The organism is Niallia circulans NBRC 13626 (genome assembly GCF_001591585.1).
GTDB classification, from domain to species: domain Bacteria; phylum Bacillota; class Bacilli; order Bacillales; family Cytobacillaceae; genus Niallia; species Niallia circulans.
The window spans coordinates 105219-124368 of record NZ_BCVE01000003.1 but is presented as its reverse complement, the minus strand read 5'-3'; the positions used below and the strand labels follow the sequence as shown (position 1 = coordinate 124368).

General features: G+C 37.8%; 17 protein-coding genes. 13 read left to right on the top strand and 4 right to left on the bottom strand.

Annotated elements, in window-relative coordinates; translation table 11 throughout:
* Nucleotides 1-5: 5 nt before the first annotated feature.
* From BCI01S_RS04920 to BCI01S_RS04905, 4 genes are all read right to left on the bottom strand, one after another.
* Nucleotides 6-1286, bottom strand: coding sequence for an MFS transporter (locus BCI01S_RS04920; RefSeq protein ID WP_047940854.1), 1281 nt, complete (start codon nt 1284-1286; stop codon nt 6-8).
* On the bottom strand, nt 1283-2248 hold the full coding sequence (locus BCI01S_RS04915; RefSeq protein WP_061796953.1) for a sugar kinase: 966 nt from the start codon (nt 2246-2248) through the stop codon (nt 1283-1285). Before BCI01S_RS04915 ends, BCI01S_RS04920 begins: the two co-directional genes overlap by 4 nt.
* Nucleotides 2235-3020, bottom strand: a complete 786-nt coding sequence (locus BCI01S_RS04910) for a hypothetical protein (RefSeq protein ID WP_053215589.1) — start codon at nt 3018-3020, stop codon at nt 2235-2237. The genes BCI01S_RS04915 and BCI01S_RS04910 overlap by 14 nt, the downstream gene beginning before the upstream one ends.
* A gap of 265 nt (nt 3021-3285) precedes the next feature.
* A complete protein-coding gene (locus tag BCI01S_RS04905; RefSeq protein ID WP_047940852.1) occupies nt 3286-4653 on the bottom strand; it encodes an MATE family efflux transporter in 1368 nt (455 codons plus the stop codon).
* Between the two features lie 322 nt (nt 4654-4975).
* Here BCI01S_RS04905 and BCI01S_RS04900 point away from each other — a divergent pair, with 322 nt between their 5' ends.
* The 13 genes from BCI01S_RS04900 (at nt 4976) to BCI01S_RS04840 (ending at nt 19127) form a co-directional block, all read left to right on the top strand.
* Complete coding sequence (locus BCI01S_RS04900) at nt 4976-6175, top strand: MFS transporter (RefSeq protein ID WP_047940851.1); 1200 nt, start codon at nt 4976-4978, stop codon at nt 6173-6175.
* 481 nt (nt 6176-6656) lie between these two features.
* Complete coding sequence (locus tag BCI01S_RS04895) at nt 6657-7667, top strand: PTS sugar transporter subunit IIC (protein WP_061796952.1); 1011 nt, start codon at nt 6657-6659, stop codon at nt 7665-7667.
* 76 nt (nt 7668-7743) lie between these two features.
* Entirely contained in the window at nt 7744-9267 is a 1524-nt protein-coding gene (locus BCI01S_RS04890; protein WP_061796949.1) for a PucR family transcriptional regulator, read from the top strand.
* A 130-nt stretch (nt 9268-9397) separates the two neighbouring features.
* Nucleotides 9398-10027, top strand: coding sequence for an aspartate/glutamate racemase family protein (locus BCI01S_RS04885; protein ID WP_061796948.1), 630 nt, complete (start codon nt 9398-9400; stop codon nt 10025-10027).
* Nucleotides 10028-10258: 231 nt separating this feature from the next.
* Nucleotides 10259-11884 (top strand): OPT/YSL family transporter, encoded by a 1626-nt coding sequence (locus tag BCI01S_RS04880; protein ID WP_047940847.1) that lies wholly within the window; start codon nt 10259-10261, stop codon nt 11882-11884.
* A gap of 11 nt (nt 11885-11895) precedes the next feature.
* Nucleotides 11896-12951 (top strand): S-methyl thiohydantoin desulfurase family protein, encoded by a 1056-nt coding sequence (locus tag BCI01S_RS04875; RefSeq protein ID WP_047940846.1) that lies wholly within the window; start codon nt 11896-11898, stop codon nt 12949-12951.
* 18 nt (nt 12952-12969) lie between these two features.
* Nucleotides 12970-13920, top strand: coding sequence for a DUF1177 domain-containing protein (locus BCI01S_RS04870; protein WP_061796945.1), 951 nt, complete (start codon nt 12970-12972; stop codon nt 13918-13920).
* An 85-nt stretch (nt 13921-14005) separates the two neighbouring features.
* Nucleotides 14006-14674: an AroM family protein gene (locus BCI01S_RS04865; RefSeq protein WP_047940844.1), complete on the top strand. Its 669-nt coding sequence runs from the start codon at nt 14006-14008 to the stop codon at nt 14672-14674.
* 13 nt (nt 14675-14687) lie between these two features.
* Entirely contained in the window at nt 14688-15635 is a 948-nt protein-coding gene (locus BCI01S_RS04860; RefSeq protein WP_047940843.1) for an aminopeptidase, read from the top strand.
* Nucleotides 15636-15651: 16 nt separating this feature from the next.
* Nucleotides 15652-16512, top strand: coding sequence for an NADPH-dependent oxidoreductase (locus BCI01S_RS04855; RefSeq protein ID WP_053215588.1), 861 nt, complete (start codon nt 15652-15654; stop codon nt 16510-16512).
* 14 nt (nt 16513-16526) lie between these two features.
* The gene (locus BCI01S_RS04850; RefSeq protein WP_061796943.1) at nt 16527-17060 is read left to right on the top strand and encodes a nitroreductase family protein; all 534 of its coding nucleotides are present in this window, start codon (nt 16527-16529) and stop codon (nt 17058-17060) included.
* Nucleotides 17041-17346, top strand: a complete 306-nt coding sequence (locus BCI01S_RS04845) for a DUF6092 family protein (RefSeq protein WP_144544840.1) — start codon at nt 17041-17043, stop codon at nt 17344-17346. The genes BCI01S_RS04850 and BCI01S_RS04845 overlap by 20 nt, the downstream gene beginning before the upstream one ends.
* Before the next feature lie 422 nt (nt 17347-17768).
* Nucleotides 17769-19127, top strand: coding sequence for an FAD-dependent oxidoreductase (locus tag BCI01S_RS04840; RefSeq protein ID WP_047940840.1), 1359 nt, complete (start codon nt 17769-17771; stop codon nt 19125-19127).
* Nucleotides 19128-19150 lie beyond the last annotated feature (23 nt).

The following is a 19150-nucleotide window of genomic DNA, read 5'->3' as shown; positions in this document are numbered from 1 at the left end:
AAAAATTAGTCATGCAATGGTTGCTGTGCTAATTTTTCTATTACCTTCTTTTCCTTTTTTGTAGCAATAATTGTTAAAATAGCTGACAATAATAAGGATATTGCCATGAAATTATAAGAAGCTCCAAAACCACCAGTTAAATCATTTAAATAGCCAACGATATAGGCTCCAGCGAAAGAACCTAATGCTCCCATACTATTGATTAATGCCATTGCCCCGCCAGAGACGTTTCTAGGAAGGATTTCTGGAATAATCGCAAAGAAAGGGCCATAAGGTGCATACATTGCTCCTCCAGCAATAGAAAGGAGAATAAAGGATAACCAGAAATTACTTGTGCCAATTAAATAGGAGCCATAGAAGCAAATTGCTCCAATTAAGAGAAATGGATAGACAAAAAGTTTGCGATTTTGATATTTATCTGAGAAATAAGAAACCGCTAACATTAACACACATGCTAGTACATAAGGAATTGATGCAAGCCAGCCCGTTGTTACAATACTTGCATTTGGGGCTGAATTAATAATAGTAGGAAGCCACATCACAAAACCATATACGCCAATACTCCAAAGTGCATATTGAAGACTAAGCAGGATAACAGTCTTTGACTTAAATGCTTCACGATAGTCCTTAACTGGTTTAAGTTCTTTTTGTTCTTCTAACAAAGCTTGATGAATGGCAGCCTTTTCGTCGCTGTTAAGCCATTTTGCATCTTTCGGATGATCATTGACTAGTTTCCACCATAAAAATGCCCAGATAACGGCAGGTAAACCTTCTAATATAAACATCCATCTCCAACCGAGAGATTCAAGAATATAACCAGATACAATACTCATCCATAAAACGGTTGCCGGATTTCCTAGAATGAGGAAGGTATTTGCGCGAGAACGCTCTGCCTTTGTAAACCAATGACTTAGAAATACTAGCATCGCAGGCATAACAGCACTTTCTACTACCCCTAAGCTAAAGCGTATAACGAATAATATGTTCACATTGGAAATGAGGCCAGTGGCTGTTGCTAAGAAACCCCAAAGGATTAATGACCAAAATATTAGTTTTTTTGCGCTCTTATTCTCTGCGTAATGAGCTCCTGGAATTTGAAAGAAGAAATATCCTAAAAAGAATAACGCGCCAAGCAGAGAAGAGGTAGCCGCAGTAATATTTAAATCCTCTGCCAAGCCGCCAGCAGCTCCAAAACTATAATTTGCTCTGTCTAAATAAGCTAAGCTATAAGTAATAAAAACAATCGGGATAAGACGAATCCATCTTTTTTTAGAAAGGGTATTCATATACGTACACTCCTTTGAGATTGATTGTTTATAAAATGCCTAAGTTCTTGTTTATCCGGATAGCCAGTATTGTCACCAAGCGATTGTACAGCTAATGCACCAATTGCATTTCCTCGCTGCACGGATTCCTCTACAGTAAGACCCTCTAAGAACCCACTTATTACTCCAACAGCAAAACCGTCCCCTGCACCAACTGTATCAATCACCTTTGCTACAGGATAGCCATAGATGGTTCCTTCTTCTGTAGGGGATTTATAATAGGCACCTTGCGCGCCAAGTTTGATGATAACTAATTCCACGCCAGCGTCTAAATAATAGGAACCAATATCAGCAGGTGTTTGATAGCCCGTTAGTTTGATGCCTTCCTCTAATCCTGGTAATACATAGTTCGCTTGTTTTGCGAAGAAATTGATGGTATCTACCATTTCCTTTTCTGAATTCCAAAGATTTGGCCTTAAATTTGGATCAAAAGAAACCTTTTTACGCTCCCTTTTAAAAAACGATAAAGCATGCTGAGCAAAATCTCTAGTTTCCAAGGAAAGTGCTAATGGAATCCCAGTCATATGCAGATGCTTTGCTTTCTGAAAATAATCTTCATCAAAGTCCGCGATAGCTAGATGGCTTGCAGCAGAGCCTTTTCGGAAATATTGGACTTCTGGATCACCTTTGGTTACCCGTGACTTTAATTGAAATCCAGTTGGGAAATATGCATCTGTCATGATTTGTTCTATATGAACTCGATTCTTTTGGAGGTTTTCCGTTATAAATTTTCCAAAGGCATCAGCACCAACTTTACTTACAAAGCTAGCTTTATATCCTAATTTAGCTAAGCCGATTGCTACATTTGTTTCCGCACCTGCCAGTTCCATTGTAAAATGCTGTACCTCATGTAGTGGGCCGCAAGAGTCGGCTATAAACATTGCCATGGCCTCGCCAAATGTAATGACATCAATTGAGTGCATGTGATTTTTCCCTCCCTTGATTTGCATGGACAATCTCTATAAATTTATTAATCTCCAAGCTTGATCTCTCCAAGGAAAACTCCAATGCTCTCGGAATGGCAGCCGGAATCAAATAATCCATTTTTCGCCAAAATGCATTTGGATCAAGTGGTAAGGGATCGGTAAAAAAATGCTTGCCTTGTTTAAATACATGTTTTAAATGAAAATAAAAAATATATGGTTGGAAAATTTGAAATGCTGTCAATGCATCTTCCTCCTGAATTATCCAGTTGCCTATATCAAATGTCATTTTGATTGGCATCTCCAAATTAGAAGCGTTTTCAAAAAAGGATGCTAACGGCTGGATTTTTCCCCCTTCCATTGTTTGATCATTTTCCACTAATAAGGAAAGAGAAGGGTAGTTCTGGATGATGTTCCATAAGGAGTGCAGCTCTGATTTGTTCTCCAAATAATGTCCCAGGGGGAGCTTAACCCATTTTGCTGAGAGAATCCTGCTCTCCTCCAAGATAGTATGAAGTGCTTGCTCGTTTACAGCACCCGCATTGTTCCAAACTGGAATGGGAGCAGAGTAAACGGTAAATAAGTTAGAATGCTGGAGAATAGGCTGTATAAGCTGTAAGGTTGTTAGCAATTCCTCTTCATGTAATAATTCTCTCCTAATTTCAATTCCGGAGGCTTTTGATTTTGCAATGATTGAAATGGCTTGAAGTAAATCTTTCGTTGCAATTTTTTCGTCAAAAAAGGAGTTCAAAGGGATATATATAGCAGACATTTATATCTCACCTTTCATAAAACGATTTAGTAAACCGGTTTAGTGATATTATAAATGGAATGAAAGCGCTTTTCAATAATTAATTCAATAATTAGGGAAAAAGTAGGAGAAGGGGATAATATGAACATTATTGGGGAGGGTATTCGCGAAAAGAGGGGAAGTATTCGCGAAAACACTTGAGAAATTCGCGAAAAAGAAGAGAAAATTCGCGAAAAATACAATTTATCAGCCAAACCCAAAAAAAGGTCTATGTAAAAACACTCTTTTACATAGACCTTTCCGAAATCGAACGATTAACTTTCACTCGTTCCCAAGGTTTTGACTTCCAGCGTCTGAAGGCAAATATTCCTCTAAACCATTCATCTATCCCTTGAGCCAACCAGATACCAAGAAGTCCCAATCCTAATGTAATTCCTAGAGCATAGCTCAGCGTAACGGCAATTCCCCACATGGAGATAATACCAATAATGACAGGGAAGCGAACATCACCGGAGGATTTTAAGGAACTCATTAAGACAATATTCATCGCTCTTCCTGGTTCTGTAAAGACCACTGCCCAGAGAATAGGTAGCCCGATAGCAATAATTTCATAGTTATCTGTAAATAGCTCTAATATTGGCTGGCCGATTAATGCCATTACAAGGGCTGCCGCTAATGAAACGATCATGGCAAGTCTAAGTGTTTTAATGCCTCGTTTCAATGCACGGTCAAACTGCTTCCCGCCAATATAACGTGCAACCAGAAGCTGAGTACCTTCAGCAATTGCTAAAGTAAATAAATAGCAGATCATGGAAATATTACTAATATATACTCTGGCTGCTAAGGAGGCATCTCCTAGAGAAGCAACCATTGCAGTAATCATAAGCTGTGAAAATTGATACGATAAATTTTCTCCCGCAGAAGGAATGCCGATATAGAGCATATCTCGAATATCTTGTTTATTGACTTTGATGAAATCCTTAACGGAAAAGGTTAAAGCAATTCTTTTATAAACAAGATAAAGCAAAACAAGCACAGCAAATGTACGAGCTATAACGATAGTCCATGAAACACCAATGACACCTGTGATAGGTAAACCAAAAACACCAAGAATACTAATGGCATAACCGGATACGCTAATTACATTCATCAAAACACTAACAATCATGGATTCTTTTGTAAAGCCATGACTTCTTAATATGGCACTAAGTGCAAGTGAGAGAGATTCTAAGAAGAGGGACGCACCACATATACGAACAAATATTAATCCATATTCTAATACTTCACCGCGAATATCGAAAAGTTGTAATAAATGTTCACCGAAGATAACAACGAGGGCTGCAATAATTATGCCGAACCAGAAGTTTAAACCAACCGCAGAGCGTGCAAACCTTCTAGCAAGATTAAGCTCATTAGCCCCAAGTTTTTGCCCGATTAGTATCATGGCAGCAATAGACGTTACATTAAAGACTAGAATAAAAATCCCAAGAAGCTGATTGGCAACTCCTACACCTGCAGCTGCGCTGTCAGAATAATGGCTTAGCATTAAGGTAGCAGTTACTCCCATACCCATGTGTAAAGCAAGTTCAATAAACAGTGGCCAAGATATATTAAAAAGAGACTGATTTTGTATTTTATTTGTTGAAACACTCAACAGGTAAAACTCCCCTTTACATTTTAAAAATAGAAAACATAACAATCATTTTATGCTTATTTGGAAGAAAGTAAAGGGAAAGAGAGCATTTTTTTTTAGAAATTTTTCAAAAATCTTGAATATAGTAGTAATTAGCGCTTTTTTTGGAATTATTTATAGGAATAACCCATTATTTACCGTAACATATGCTAAGTATTTTGCCTTTTAACTAAAAAATTATTTGAAATGTAATGAATAGTGTCATGACAAGTGTTATTATAATAGTTAGTTTTTATAATTATACCTATCAGTGGGAACCTAAGGGAAAAATGGGAGGATTACAATGAAAAAGGAAATATCTCAAAGAAAGATTCTTGGTATCGCAGGATTAGGATGGATGTTTGATGCGATGGATGTTGGAATGCTTTCATTTATTATTACTGCTCTCCAAGCAGATTGGGGTTTATCGGGAAAAGAAATGGGCTGGATTGGCAGTATGAATTCGATTGGAATGGCTGTCGGAGCACTTGTTTTTGGATTAATGGCAGATAGAATCGGAAGAAAACATGTATTTATGATTACATTATTACTCTTTTCTATTGGCAGCGGGCTCTCTGCCTTTACTACATCCTTAACTATCTTTCTAATCCTACGTTTTTTCATTGGAATGGGACTTGGTGGGGAACTGCCGGTAGCATCCACACTTGTTTCAGAAAGTGTTCCAAAGGAAAAACGAGGCAGAGTCGTTGTGTTACTTGAAAGCTTTTGGGCATTTGGCTGGTTACTCGCTGCAGTAATCTCCTATTTTGTTATTCCAAAATATGGGTGGCAGGCCGCGCTTATAATAAGCGTTCTCCCAGCATTTTACGCTATATATTTACGTTTGCATCTACCTGATTCACCAAAATTTTTAAAAGTAGAAAAAGAGAAAAAGCTAACGATTAGGGAAAGCTTGCAAGCTGTATGGTCGAAGGAAAATCGGAAGCAAACAGCAACCTTATGGATTTTATGGTTCTGTGTAGTCTTTTCTTATTATGGAATGTTTTTATGGCTTCCGAGTGTCATGGTATCTCAAGGCTTTAGTATGATAAAAAGCTTTGAATATGTATTAATTATGACACTAGCACAATTACCAGGATATGCTTTGGCAGCCTATTTAATTGAAAAAGCAGGAAGAAAGTTTGTACTCGTTCTATTTTTAATTGGGACAGCAGGTAGTGCCTTTATGTTTGGGTTAGCGGGAAGCACAGCGATGCTGCTTACTGCAGGGATTCTTTTATCCTTCTTTAACTTAGGTGCATGGGGAGCTCTTTATGCTTATACACCAGAACAATACTCGACCAAGGTCCGAGGAACTGGAGCAGGAATGGCTGCTGCGATTGGAAGAGTTGGCGGGATCTTAGGACCGTTATTAGTTCCCTACCTAACAGCACAAAAGGTTTCGATTCCCGCTATTTTTACTATTTTTTGTATTGCTGTATTAATCGGAGCAGCAGTAGTTCTGTTTTTTGGAAAAGAGACTAAGAATACCGAAATTATTTAGAGTGGCTCGCCACTCTTTTTTTTGTTAAATATTCTAACAAAAGTTCAATTGTGAAAAAAATTTTACATATAACCTTCATATTGATTTTATTTTTCTTGAATAATAATCACTTTTTATATAAAGGGAAGAGGAAGATTACATTCTGATTTTTATGATAGCGTTTTAATAAAAACTGAAATAAAAAAATTATTTACATATTCAGAATATTGGTGATATTATAGCTACACACTAATTAAACGGTTTAGGAGGAGCATGACATGAAGATCAAAACAAATACAGCACTGAATATTATACTCATATTATGCTCTTAGGATTAAATAATCCCTCTTTATTAAAATGGGAATTGTTTAGTCCAGTTTTTGTTATTTAAAAACAAGGCGCTAAACAGTTTGTAAAACTTGAAGGTGCCTATCCATTATTGGACAGGCTTTTTTGTTTTTATCTAGCTAATAATTATTTTCAAATAGAGGAGTAGAGAATGATGAAGAACAAAGAATATTTTATGGAACGAATGTATAAAGCCTCAGCAGGAATGTCAAATGCAGTCCTTGTAACATTAGGAATGGGATTGTTGTTAGAATCGATCGGAAAAGCATTTGGCTGGGATGTTTTAAGCGGAGTAGCAAAGGTATTGTTAGCACCGGCATTTGGAGCGGGAATTGCCTATCAGTTAGGTGGAAACACATTAGTTATTTTTAGTGCGATGGTCTGTAGTACAATTGGGGGAAATGCGCTGCATGCAACAGATGCTGGAATGGTGCTTGTTTCCGGACAGCCAATCAGTGCAGTATTAGCAGCAGTAGTGGCAACATATGTTGGGAAGTGGATTAACGGAAAAACAATTTTAGATATGGTGGCCATTCCAGCTGCAGCAATTTTAGTTGGAGGAATTGCTGGAGTAGGTTTAGCGGCAGTGACAACTCCAATGCTAGAATGGATTAGTGCCCAAATCACTTCATCGGTTCAAGGCTCACCTTTAGTAGCGCCAATGGTTATCTCGTTAGTATGGAGCATCCTGCTGATGACTCCAGCATCATCAGCAGCTTTAGCAATTGCATTGCAAATGGATCCAGTGTCAAGTGCGGCAGCGTTAATCGGGTGTACGGTACAATTTGTTGGATTTACAGCGATGTCTCTACGTCAAAATGATTTAGGAGGATTTCTTGCACAATCTATCATTACACCAAAAGTACAGTTCCCTAATTTGGTGAAAAACCCGTTGTTAATCATTCCACCTTTTGTAGCAGCTGTCATTTGTGCCCCGATTGCAACATTAGGATTCGGATTCACGGCAACGTATGAATTGGCTGGATTAGGATTGAATTCTTTAATTGCACCAATCAGCATTATGGCCACACAAGGCTTGCATGGATTCTTAATTTATGTGGCAGTAGGTATGGTCCTTCCAATTGTGATTACACTTCCGCTTTATTTCGTGATTCTTCGCGCAGGCTGGGCAAAAGCTGGAGATTTAGCTATGAAAGTACAGTAAAAATTATGAATCGAGGCTTCCGAAAATTAGGAAGCCTCTTTTGATGAAAAGGATAAAAGTAGTGGAGGTGGTAAGAATGAATCAATCGGGTATTACAGTTAATGATTTATTACGACTCCCTGTTTTAAAGGATGCAAAAGTGATAAGTGGGAGGGAAGGGTTAAATAGAAATGTTCAAAATATCGATATTATGGAAGTTCCTGATATCGACGGCTGGTTAAGGGGGGGAGAGTTGCTGCTAACAACAGCTTATTCCATAAGGCATGATCTTTCCTTACTGACAAAGCTTGTGGAGAAATTAGCGCAGGCAAATGCTGCTGCATTAGCGATAAAACCGGAAAGGTATTTACATGAAATGCCAAAAGAGATGATGGAGGTAAGTAATAAATATAACCTTCCCATTATTCAGCTTCCAGTCGGTGTGCCATACATTGATATTACAAATGCTGTCATGGAACAAATTGTAAATAAACATGCTGCTTTACTTAGAAGGTCTGAAGAAATTTATAAGAAGTTAACGACATTGGTTCTTGAAAACAGTGGGATACAAACGGTTGCTGATAATGTATCACAAATGATAGAAGCACCTATTATTCTTTTAGATAAAGCTGGCAAAAAAATTGTTTGCTCCCCAATGGAAGGAAGGATGAACGAATATACGCATATAAAGCAATGGGATATTACAGTAGATAAGGAGCGAGTTGGCAAATTTTTAATTGAAAAAGAGCATTTGGATGAAATGGATAAAATTTGCGTAGAACAGGCACGACTAGTTTTTTCTTTAGAATTAATGAGAAGAAAAACAGCAATGGATACAGAGAATCATTTAAGAGGAAACTTTATTGAAGAACTGCTTGCAGGCATATTTCTCCCTCAAGAAGAAGTGGTGAATAAAGGAAGACAACTTGGATTGGATCCTGAAATAATGTGGGAAATAATCGTGATGGAAAGTGCAAATCTTATGGAGGAAGGTTCACCATTGTTACATGAATTAAGCAGCGTTATAGAATCTGTTAATCTATCCCATGCTAATAAGGTTTACACACAGAAACAAGGAAATCGGCTTGTTATCCTCTCAGCCGCTCCCTATCAACCTATTATGACAACGGAAACAAATCAACTATGGATGGAGAAATTAGTCCCCCTTATTAAGAAATATACCGATTTTCAAGTAGGATTTGGCGGAAGAGCTTTATTATGGGAGATACATTTAAGTTATTTAGAAGCTAGAAATTCACTTTTAATTGGATCAAGTCTTAATAAAGGGAAAAAAATGTACTTTTATGAAGATATTGAGCTATTTAAGTTGTTACTAGACAGTTCCGACTATGTCAATATGGATCCAGTTATTGAAAGGAAAATAGGTAAGTTAATACAATATGATAAAGAAAATGACAGTGATCTTGTCAAAACGCTCTTTTATTACTTGACTTCTAATGGAAGTCTAAAGGAAACAGCAAATCAATTATATATTCATCGTAACTCAGTAAAATATCGCATTGATAGAATAAAAGAAATAGCAGATATTAAATTAGATACTTTCCAAGAGAAGGTTTTATACTATTGTTGTATATTCTTTCATAACTTTAAGGGTTCCTAAAACAGAGGGGTCTATTGTACTCGGAGCACAATAGCCCCCTCTGTTTTTTGTTTTTTTAGGACATTGTGACAAAAAGACAGAAAAGTTAAAATATAAATATTCAGAAAATTTAAATTTGAGGAGTGGGGATATGATTGGTGTCATTCGTGTTTTTACAACGGAGAATAAAGCAGTCTTGGACCATCATGGCAAAATAATTACAGAATTATATGGATTGCCAACCGTAAATCACTGTATACCAGATCAAGCGTTAGGTATTTATGATAATGCTTCAGAAAAAGAAGCAATCCCAAAAATCGTAGAGTTAGGAAAAAAGATGGAAAGGGAAGGAGCAAGGATACTTGTTATTAGCTGTGCAGCAGACCCTGGGATTGAAGAACTAAGAAAAGCAGTATCTATACCAGTAATAGGAGCGGGAAGTGCTGCTGCATTAACAGCTTTTTCTTTAGGAAAACCTGTAGGGATATTAGGGATAACCCAGGATGTTCCAGAAGTTATGAAGAAGATTTTAGGGGAGCTGTTGGTAGGCTTCAAAGTTCCAGAAGGTGTAGAAAATACGACCGATTTACTGAAAGAGGAAGGGAAGGAAAAGGGGCTGAAGGCTGCTAAAGATCTGTTAGATCAAGGAGCCAAGGTAATTGTGTTTGCTTGCACAGGTTTTTCAACAATTGGACTGGCAGACCAATTGCGTAATGAATTGAAAGTTCCTGTTATTGATGCAGTCGAAGCAGAAGGACAGTTTGCAGCACAGTTATACTGACGTTGTCATATGGACAACCAACTAGTTGATAAAAATTTTTCTTTTCATCGTATGACAATCGTTTTGATTTTCTTTGTTACTAAATAAGAGTAACGAAATAATTGGACTTATTTTTAATATTCTTTATTCACTGGCTTGCAATATCAACAACATCGAATGTACCACTTATTTTAGTATGACTCCACTCTTTAATATCAAAATGCTATTTAAAAATAATTTGGAGGCTAGTCTATGAAACAAGTAGAACCAGTAAAAAAACACCCTCGTTTATTTGAACCTGTTTCCCTTATATTTACCATTATTACTGCAGTATTTGGTGCTATTATCGGGATGCAAATTATCGTCTCTTTAGGAGTAACACCCAATACATCTATTATAGGAGCGCTTCTAGCAATGTTGATTGCTAGAATTCCTATTACTATCTTCAAGAAATATAAGTCTATACATAGACAGAATTTAGTACAGACTTCTATATCAGCTGCAACTTTTGGGGCTGCAAATAGTTTGTTAATCCCAATCGGCATTCCCTTTCTAATTGGGGAACCAGATTTAATTATTCCGATGCTCATCGGAGCAGCATTGGCCATGTTTGCAGATGCTGCCATTTTATATAAACTATTTGATTCGAAGCTGTTTCCTGCATCAGGTACATGGGCACCAGGAGTAGCAACAGCACAAGCTATCGTTGCTGGTGATAAGGGAGGAAAACGGGCAGGGCTTCTTGGAATTGGAACACTTATTGGTGTTATCGGCTCGATTTTGCATATTCCGATGTCTGCCTTTGGGGTTGCTTTTATCGGTAACATATGGGCTTTAACTATGTTTGGAATTGGCTTACTATTCCGACAATATTCTATTCCTGTTTTTGGTGTAGATGTAAACGCCCTTTACATCCCACATGGCATTATGATTGGTGCAGGAATTGTGGCGTTAGTCCAAGTTACGCTATTAATCTTTGGAAAAGATAAAAGAAAGCAAAAGGGAAAAAATCAAGAGGTAGCTGCAGCTATGGAAAATGATGTAGACGACTCGAATTATACAACACCTATTTCAGTAGCAAGAAAGACTTTAGGAATTGGCTTTATTGTTTATATTGCGATTGCTTTAATTATTGCTTTAACAGGCGGACTTATTACAGATATGTCATTTGGTATGTTGATTGGATTTCTTATTTTTGCTGCATTTGCCGCATTTGTTCATGAGTTAATCGTTGGTATTGCTGCCATGCATTCAGGGTGGTTTCCAGCCTTTGCGGTTGCCTTTATTACCCTCCTTATCGGTATGATGATTGGTTTTCCGCCTTTAGCACTTGCTTTACTTGCAGGATTCAGTGCCGCGACAGGACCGGCTTTTGCAGATATGGGCTATGACTTTAAAACAGGTCATATTCTACGGGGAAAAGGCGCTGACAAAGAATATGAAATAGATGGAAGAAAACAACAATATATGACGTCATTAGTTGCCTTTGGAGTCGCATTGCTAACAGTGCTAGTCACTTATAAAGGATATTTTGCCAATAATCTTGTTCCACCAATAGATGCTGTCTATGTTTCTACGATTCAGGCAGGCACTTCTATGGAAGTCGCTCGGCAATTATTAATATGGGCTATTCCAGGGGCTATCCTACAAATACTTGGTGGTTCAAGTAGACAGCTAGGAGTAATGTTTGCAACAGGTTTGTTAATTTTAACTCCATATGCAGGCGTTGCAGTATTGGTAGGAATTGCGATTCGTTTAATGTGGGTGAAGAAAAAAGGAAAAGAAGCAGAGACGCCAATGAGTATTTTAGCTGCAGGGTTTATTGCTGGGGATGCACTGTATAGTTTCTTTAACTCTGTATTTAAATTAGGGAAATGAGGAGATGAAACGTGACAATAAAGTTAGATGAACAGATTGTAGAATTTGCTGTATATGGTGGTGCCATACTAGGAGGCGGCGGAGGAGGAAAAATAGAAGATGGACTTCAGATAGGACGCCTTGCTTTAGAGGTTGGTCAGCCTGTCTTAAAAACAGCAGAGGAAATGGCGGATGAAGACTTACTTGTAACGGTTTCGCTAGTTGGTGCTCCAGCAGCTAAAGGGCAGTATGTAAAGCCGGTTCATTATGTCAAAGCAATGGAGCTATTGGCAAGTAAGCTAGATAGACCAATTCAAGGAATTATTACCAATGAAAATGGAGCTGGTACTACAGTAAATGGCTGGTTTCAATCTGCTATGACAGGGTTACCAGTAGTAGATCTGCCTTGTAATGGAAGAGCTCATCCAACTGGCACAATGGGATCATTAAATTTAACAGAGATGCCTACTTATATTTCTCATCAAGCAGCCGTTGGCGGGAAAGGAGATAAGTATGTAGAAATGCTTATCACTGGTTCTCTTGATATAACAGCAAAAGCAGTTCGCCAATTGTCTATTGATGCTGGCGGGTTAGTAGCAGTGGCAAGAAATCCTATCACAGTGGGATACGCAAAGAAAAACGGAGCGAAGGGAGCCATTTCGCAAGCAATTACAGTAGGCAAAGCCTTGCTGTCTAATAAAGGGGAATCTGCTATCGAAGCAGTTGTGTCTGAATTAGGCGGATCTATAGTCACAGAAGGAACAGTAACGGCATGTACTTTAGAAACAATAGGAGGTTTCGATGTAGGAAAAATAACTATTGAAGACTGCTATGATATGACCTTTTGGAACGAGTATATGACAATTGAAAAAAATGGAGTGCGTTTTGGAACCTTTCCAGACCTTATTATGACATTGGATACAAAAACAGCTAGACCTATTGTAACCGCGGAAATGGCAAAAGGTCAGCAAGTAGCTGTTATAACCGTTCCCAAGGAAAAATTACGCTTAAGTAGTACGATGAGTAACCAAAAGTTAATCCAACCAATTGAAAAAATAATAAACAAAAAAATTCTAACTTATCTTTAAAAAGGAGAGATTGATAGAATGGTTTTAAAACAAACTTTAGTAGCATTAGAAACGTTAGATAATGCATTTGTAACAGGAGAAATTGTTGCTGATTTATTTAAAGAATATCCAAATGTACAAACAGATGTTGTAAAAGTAACAGGGGAAAAAGGAAGCACAGATTTTATTAAGATTACCATACCGGGAGCAAAAGGGAAATCTTCTGGTGGAACTGTTCCGACATTAGGTATTATTGGAAGATTAGGGGGCATTGGTGCACGACCAAGCAGAATTGGGTTAGTATCTGATGCTGATGGTGCCGTTGCGGCAATTGCTTCTGCTTTGAAACTAGCAGATATGCAGGTAAAGGGAGATGTACTTGCTGGAGATGTGATTGTTTCCACACATATTTGCCCAGATGCACCAACAAGACCACATGAACCTGTTGACTTTATGGATTCTCCAGTCGATATTTTAACAATGAATAAACATGAAGTAATTCCAGAAATGGACAGTATTATTTCAATTGATACTACAAAAGGAAATAGAGTGATCAATCATAAAGGAATTGCTCTTTCTCCAACAGTAAAAGAAGGCTACATTCTTCGAGTTAGTGAGGACTTACTAAGAATTATGGAAATGACGACAGGGAAATTTCCAGTCACCTTCCCTGTCACTTCACAAGATATAACACCATATGGAAATGATTTATACCATATCAATTCCATTTTGCAGCCATCTGTTGCGACAGACGCACCAGTTATTGGCTTGGCAATAACAGCTCAATCAATCGTCCCAGGGTGTGGCACGGGGGGTAGTCACGAAACAGATATTGCGGATGCCGTTCGTTTTTCTATAGAGGTTGCAAAGGAAATAGCTAATGGAACTTGCGAATTTTATGATAAAGATGAATTTAATAGAATGACAACCTTATATGGTTCCATGAAAGTCCTGCAAACAATGGGGAAAGCTGTTTCTCCTCAGTCTTAACCAAGTAAGAAAAGAGAGGGGGGCATTGCTTCCTCTCTTTCCTTATAGTAGAGGAGAGAATGACTTATAAAAAGGAGTTGTTTATATGAAAAAGCTTGGAATGATTACAATTGGTCAAGCTCCAAGAACGGATGTTGCCCCAATTGTAGAGAAGTGTGTAAACAAAGCGGAACTTATCCAAGTTGGAGTATTAGATGGGATGTCGAAAGATTATATTGAGACAAATCTATATCCTGAAGAAGGCGATTATGTTTTAACCTCCAGACTAGTAACAAATGAGTCGGTAGTTATGTCTCGCGAAAAAATAAAGCCAATTTTACAGGAGAAAATCTATTATTTAGAGAATATGGGAATAAACCAAATATTGCTGTTGTGCACTGGTGTTTTTCCAGGGCTGCAAACAAGGAAAGCTTATTTAATTGAACCTGATCATATCATTCCCCCCACCATTCACGCATTAGTAGGAAATAGAAGACTGGGTGTAATTGTTCCACTTAAGGAACAAATAAAGACGTCTCTTCCTAAATATGCCCCCTTAGGGTTAAAACCTATTTTTAGTGTGGCATCACCATATAATATGAGTATAGAAACTTTTAAGAATGCAGCTAAAGAATTAAAGAAGGAAGCAGATATAATTTTGTTGGATTGTATGGGATATACAGAGAATGCCAGAGAGATGGTAGCAGAAATAGCTAATAAACCAGTCATTCTCTCCAATGCAATCATGGCAAAATTAGTATCAGAAATGATATAGGGAGAGGATAAAAATGAACGAAAAAATGATAGAAACAAGCAAAAATGTTCTTGCTAACTGTTTAGGCATAAAAGAAGGAGAGTTATTTCTCGTTGTCACAGATGAAGCAAAGAAGGAAATAGCTGAATCCATATATGAAGCTGGTAAAGCGTTACACGCTGAAACGATGCTTATTGTTATGCAGGACAGAGAAAAGTCGGGACAAGAGCCACCAGCAACTGTTGCAGCGGCCATGAAAGCAGCAGATGTGGCTGTTTGTGTAACGGCACATTCCTTAACCCATACACAAGCTAGAAAAGAAGCAGTAGAGACAGGAACAAGGCTTGCGACCATGCCAGGAATAACAAAGGATATGTTCTTAGAAGGAGCCATTTCTGCGGATTATGAACAAGTGAGAATTCTTACGGAAGAAATAACGGAGCAGCTTACAAAGGGAAAGCAGGTCAAAATTGAAAAAGACGGTTATTGTTTAGCATTTGATATGACAGAAAGGCAGGGCATCCCAAGTACGGGAATGTACTTACACCCCGGGGAATCGGGTAATCTGCCGTCTGGAGAAGCATATATTGCACCAGTAGAAGGAACTGCAGCTGGTACCATTGTAGTGGATGGCTCTGTGGCTGGAATAGGAAAGCTAAGTACTCCGCTTAAGCTTAAGATAGAAGAAGGTCGCTTAGTGGAGGCAGAAGGAGAAGAAGGAGAGCAATTATTAAAGATATTAGGCAATGGGGAAGGCAGAATGCTCGCAGAATTTGGGATAGGAACAAATGATAAGGCAAGGATCACAGGTGTGGTATTAGAGGATGAAAAAGTATACGGGACCATTCATATAGCTTTTGGTAGCAATGACACGTTTGGTGGAACAGTTTCAGCAGGCGTTCATATAGATGGAGTTGTCACCCAACCTACCGTTTATATAGATGATGCATTATTGATGGAGAAAGGCGTACTGATAAAATAGCAAGGTGGTGACTTGAGTGAGGGAATATTCGAAACGGGAAACGAGAATTGAGTTAGAAGGCTTATCAAAAGAGGAGCATTTACTTAATGAAACGATTGAGGTACTTACTGCTCATGAGTCAGTAAGGGCTTTTCAATCAAAAGATATTCCGGCAAACATTCTTCAAACGATTATAACTGCAGCTAGAAGTGCACCAACCTCTTCAAACTTGCAGGCGTATAGCATTATTGTAATAAAGGATGAAAAAAGGAAATCACGGTTAGCTACCCTTTCTGGCGAACAGTCATTTATCCATGAGGCACCTGTGTTTCTAGTCTTCTGTGCAGATATTTACCGTTTGAAATACGTGACAGAATCACAAGGATATTCTTTTCTAGCCAATACGCTAGAAATGTTTCTTCTTTCCTCAATGGACGCCACCCTTGCTCTGCAAAATGCAGTAGTGGCTGCGGAAGCGTTAGGATTAGGTTGTGTACCTGTTGGTTCTATTCGAAACCATCCCGATGCGGTTGCAGAGGAGCTCGGCCTACCCGCAGGCGTATTTGCTGTTTCGGGATTATCGATAGGCATTGAAAAAGAAGGAACAAGACGAGGCGTAAAGCCGAGATTACCAGAAAAAGTAATGGTTCATCAGGAAAAATATTCAATAGAAAATCTTGACGAGTCATTAGAACAATACGATCATACGATGATTTCTCGTAAAACCTACGATGGCCGTAGAGTCTCCTTAGCTGGAGAACCAGAAAAGCAGGGGAAGGACTACGGATGGAAAGAACATACTGCTAGAAGATGCACAAGGCCAGAAACAATCGCTGCCTCAGCAAGCTTAAGAGAAAATTTGAAGAACGTATTAGAAAGTAGAGGCTTTTCTTTTTAAGGGAGGAATGGATATTGGATGTATTGGAGGCAATAAAAACAAGAAGAAGTTTACGCTCATTTGCAGAACGAGGCGGATTACCTATAGAAGTAGTCGATTCAATTGAACAAAGTATTTTACATAGTCCGTCAGGGAGCAATGCTCAAGAATCTCACTTCCTCATAGTCCAGAACAAAGAGCAGATAAAAAGAATAAAAAGATTTTCCCCAGGTCTATCAGGAGATCCGGCGGCTGTTATTGTGTTGTGCTCCAACCCTGCAGAAGCTCTCCATAAAGGCGGAAAAGATTCGGAAGAAGTATTGCGTTTTGTTAATTTAGGAATAGTCGCTGCCTATATTCTTTTATCTACCCATTCATTAGGTATCGGAAATTGCCCAGTTAGATCCTTTCATAAAAAAGCCATCAAGGAATTGTTGGCGCTTCCACATGAGATGGAGCCAGAGCTTCTCATCAGTTTAGGCTATTCAAAAGAATCTCCAAGAAAGAAAAAAAACAGGGCAAAAGAGGAGGTAATTTCTTTTGACAGATATGGAAACATACAAAAATGAGAAGCTAGTAGAACTTGTTAGAGATTATAGCGGCTATATTCTTACAAGTGCAAAAGGGCTGTATCGAGAGCCTGCTCATTATGGACCACTAAGAATGGTTGGCGCATTGGAACGTACCTTAGTCTTGTTAACAGAACTTGGAATAGAGGATAAGGAAATGGAAGAAGTATTATCCTTCATACGAAAAGAGGGGTGGCGTGCTTTATCAGATCCTTTGGGATATGAGAAAGCATTAGACAAATCGATTGATCAGCTAGTTGAGCTTACCGTGCAAAGTAAGGAGTAGAAGTACTTAAAAAGTGTTTTTGGAGTTTGCAGATAATAGAGACTAGGAAAACGTTATTCAACCGAAGACAAACCCAGCCAATGATACCAAAAATATTATTGGCTGGGTTTTAATTCATTTAAAAAGAAAGATTGTTGTAATTACAGAGAGCCTGAATACAATGTTTTACTTTCGATGAAGCGGTCGCTTCCTTTTCCCCCATTATAGTTTGTTTATTTCCAGCTACTTTTTTAACTCTAATATTGGAATATATTTCTATGTTTTATTTTGTGAATTCAATCACAAAATACTTGCATTAAGAAATATTCGATGTATAATAAAGATGTGAACAGAATGTGAATTCTATCACAATATATGTGATTTTTTTCACTAATCAAGTGAAGGATTTCACATTCAATCTATTACAAAAGGAGTTTTTATACATGAAAGTAGTTGTAATTGGATGTACACATGCTGGGACAGCGGCAGTAAAAACATTAGCAAATGTAAATAAAAATATAGATATAACTGTTTATGAAAAAAATAATAATGTTTCCTTTTTATCTTGTGGAATTGCTTTATATGTTGGCGGTGTTGCCAAAGATGCGAGTCAGTTATTTTATTCTTCACCAGAAGAGTTAAAAGCGCTTGGCGCAACGATGCATATGGAGCATGAAGTCCTAGAAATTGATACAGAAAACAAGCAAGTACGTGTGAAAGACTTACAAACAGGAGAAGAAAAGATTGATCCATATGATAAGTTAGTAATGACTACTGGCTCATGGCCAATAATTCCACCAATTGATGGAATTAATCTGGATAATATTTTGCTTTCTAAAAACTATAATCAAGCAAATGAAATAATTGAGCGCTCTAAGAATGTAAGAAATGTTACCGTAATTGGGGCGGGATATATTGGTGTTGAGTTAGTGGAAGCATTTGCGTTAAATGGAAAAAACGTGACGTTAATTGATAGTGAGGACAGAATTCTAAATAAATATTTAGATAAAGAGTTTACAGATGTGGTTGAGGCAGAATTTGCGGAGCGTAACATTCACTTAGCTTTACAACAAACAGTAACAAAATTTGCAGGTGATGAACGAGGAAAAGTAACAAAGGTTTATACCACAAAAGGAGAATATGAAACAGATTTAGTTATCTTATGTGTGGGCTTTAGACCAAACACAAATCTGTTAAAAGGTAAAGTAGACCTGCTTCCTAATGGTGCTATTAAAATTAATGAATATATGCAGTCAAGTAATCCAGATATTTATGCAGCAGGTGACAGCTGTGCTGTTAATTATAATCCAACTGGAGAAAAAATGTATATCCCCCTTGCAACAAATGCTGTTCGAATGGGAACACTTGTCGGCTATAATATTGCTGGACGACCATTGAAATATATGGGAACACAAGGAACTTCTGGATTGCATATTTTTGGCTTAAATATGGCATCTACCGGATTAACAGAAGTTACGGCTAAATTAAATAATATCCCTTATGAAGTAACAGAAGTAATCGATAATGATCGTCCAGAATTTATGCCGACATTTCATGAAATTCGTTTAAAAGTACTTTTCCATCAAGAGACAAGAGAAATTTTGGGGGCACAATTAATTTCAAAAGCAGATGTGACACAAATGATGAATACATTATCTGTATGTATTCAAACTAAAATGACGATTGATGAATTAGGATTTATCGATTTCTTCTTTCAACCGCATTTTAACAAACCGTGGAATACATTAAATCAAGCTGGATTAGCAGCTATAGCGAAACAAAAAGAACTTGTTAAGCAATAAGCACTAGGTGAAAAGAATCATCT

What these genes read in the sequence shown, in the direction of transcription:
- BCI01S_RS04895 (WP_061796952.1), top strand. Translation starts at nt 6,657, where the DNA reads ATGAAGAACAAAGAATATTTTATGGAACGAATGTATAAAGCCTCAGCA.
- BCI01S_RS04870 (WP_061796945.1), top strand. Translation starts at nt 12,970, where the DNA reads ATGGTTTTAAAACAAACTTTAGTAGCATTAGAAACGTTAGATAATGCA.
- BCI01S_RS04865 (WP_047940844.1), top strand. Translation starts at nt 14,006, where the DNA reads ATGAAAAAGCTTGGAATGATTACAATTGGTCAAGCTCCAAGAACGGAT.
- BCI01S_RS04920 (WP_047940854.1), bottom strand. Translation starts at nt 1,286, where the DNA reads ATGAATACCCTTTCTAAAAAAAGATGGATTCGTCTTATCCCGATTGTT.
- BCI01S_RS04845 (WP_144544840.1), top strand. Translation starts at nt 17,041, where the DNA reads ATGGAAACATACAAAAATGAGAAGCTAGTAGAACTTGTTAGAGATTAT.
- BCI01S_RS04910 (WP_053215589.1), bottom strand. Translation starts at nt 3,020, where the DNA reads ATGTCTGCTATATATATCCCTTTGAACTCCTTTTTTGACGAAAAAATT.
- BCI01S_RS04860 (WP_047940843.1), top strand. Translation starts at nt 14,688, where the DNA reads ATGAACGAAAAAATGATAGAAACAAGCAAAAATGTTCTTGCTAACTGT.
- BCI01S_RS04880 (WP_047940847.1), top strand. Translation starts at nt 10,259, where the DNA reads ATGAAACAAGTAGAACCAGTAAAAAAACACCCTCGTTTATTTGAACCT.
- BCI01S_RS04915 (WP_061796953.1), bottom strand. Translation starts at nt 2,248, where the DNA reads ATGCACTCAATTGATGTCATTACATTTGGCGAGGCCATGGCAATGTTT.
- BCI01S_RS04900 (WP_047940851.1), top strand. Translation starts at nt 4,976, where the DNA reads ATGAAAAAGGAAATATCTCAAAGAAAGATTCTTGGTATCGCAGGATTA.
- BCI01S_RS04885 (WP_061796948.1), top strand. Translation starts at nt 9,398, where the DNA reads ATGATTGGTGTCATTCGTGTTTTTACAACGGAGAATAAAGCAGTCTTG.
- BCI01S_RS04840 (WP_047940840.1), top strand. Translation starts at nt 17,769, where the DNA reads ATGAAAGTAGTTGTAATTGGATGTACACATGCTGGGACAGCGGCAGTA.
- BCI01S_RS04890 (WP_061796949.1), top strand. Translation starts at nt 7,744, where the DNA reads ATGAATCAATCGGGTATTACAGTTAATGATTTATTACGACTCCCTGTT.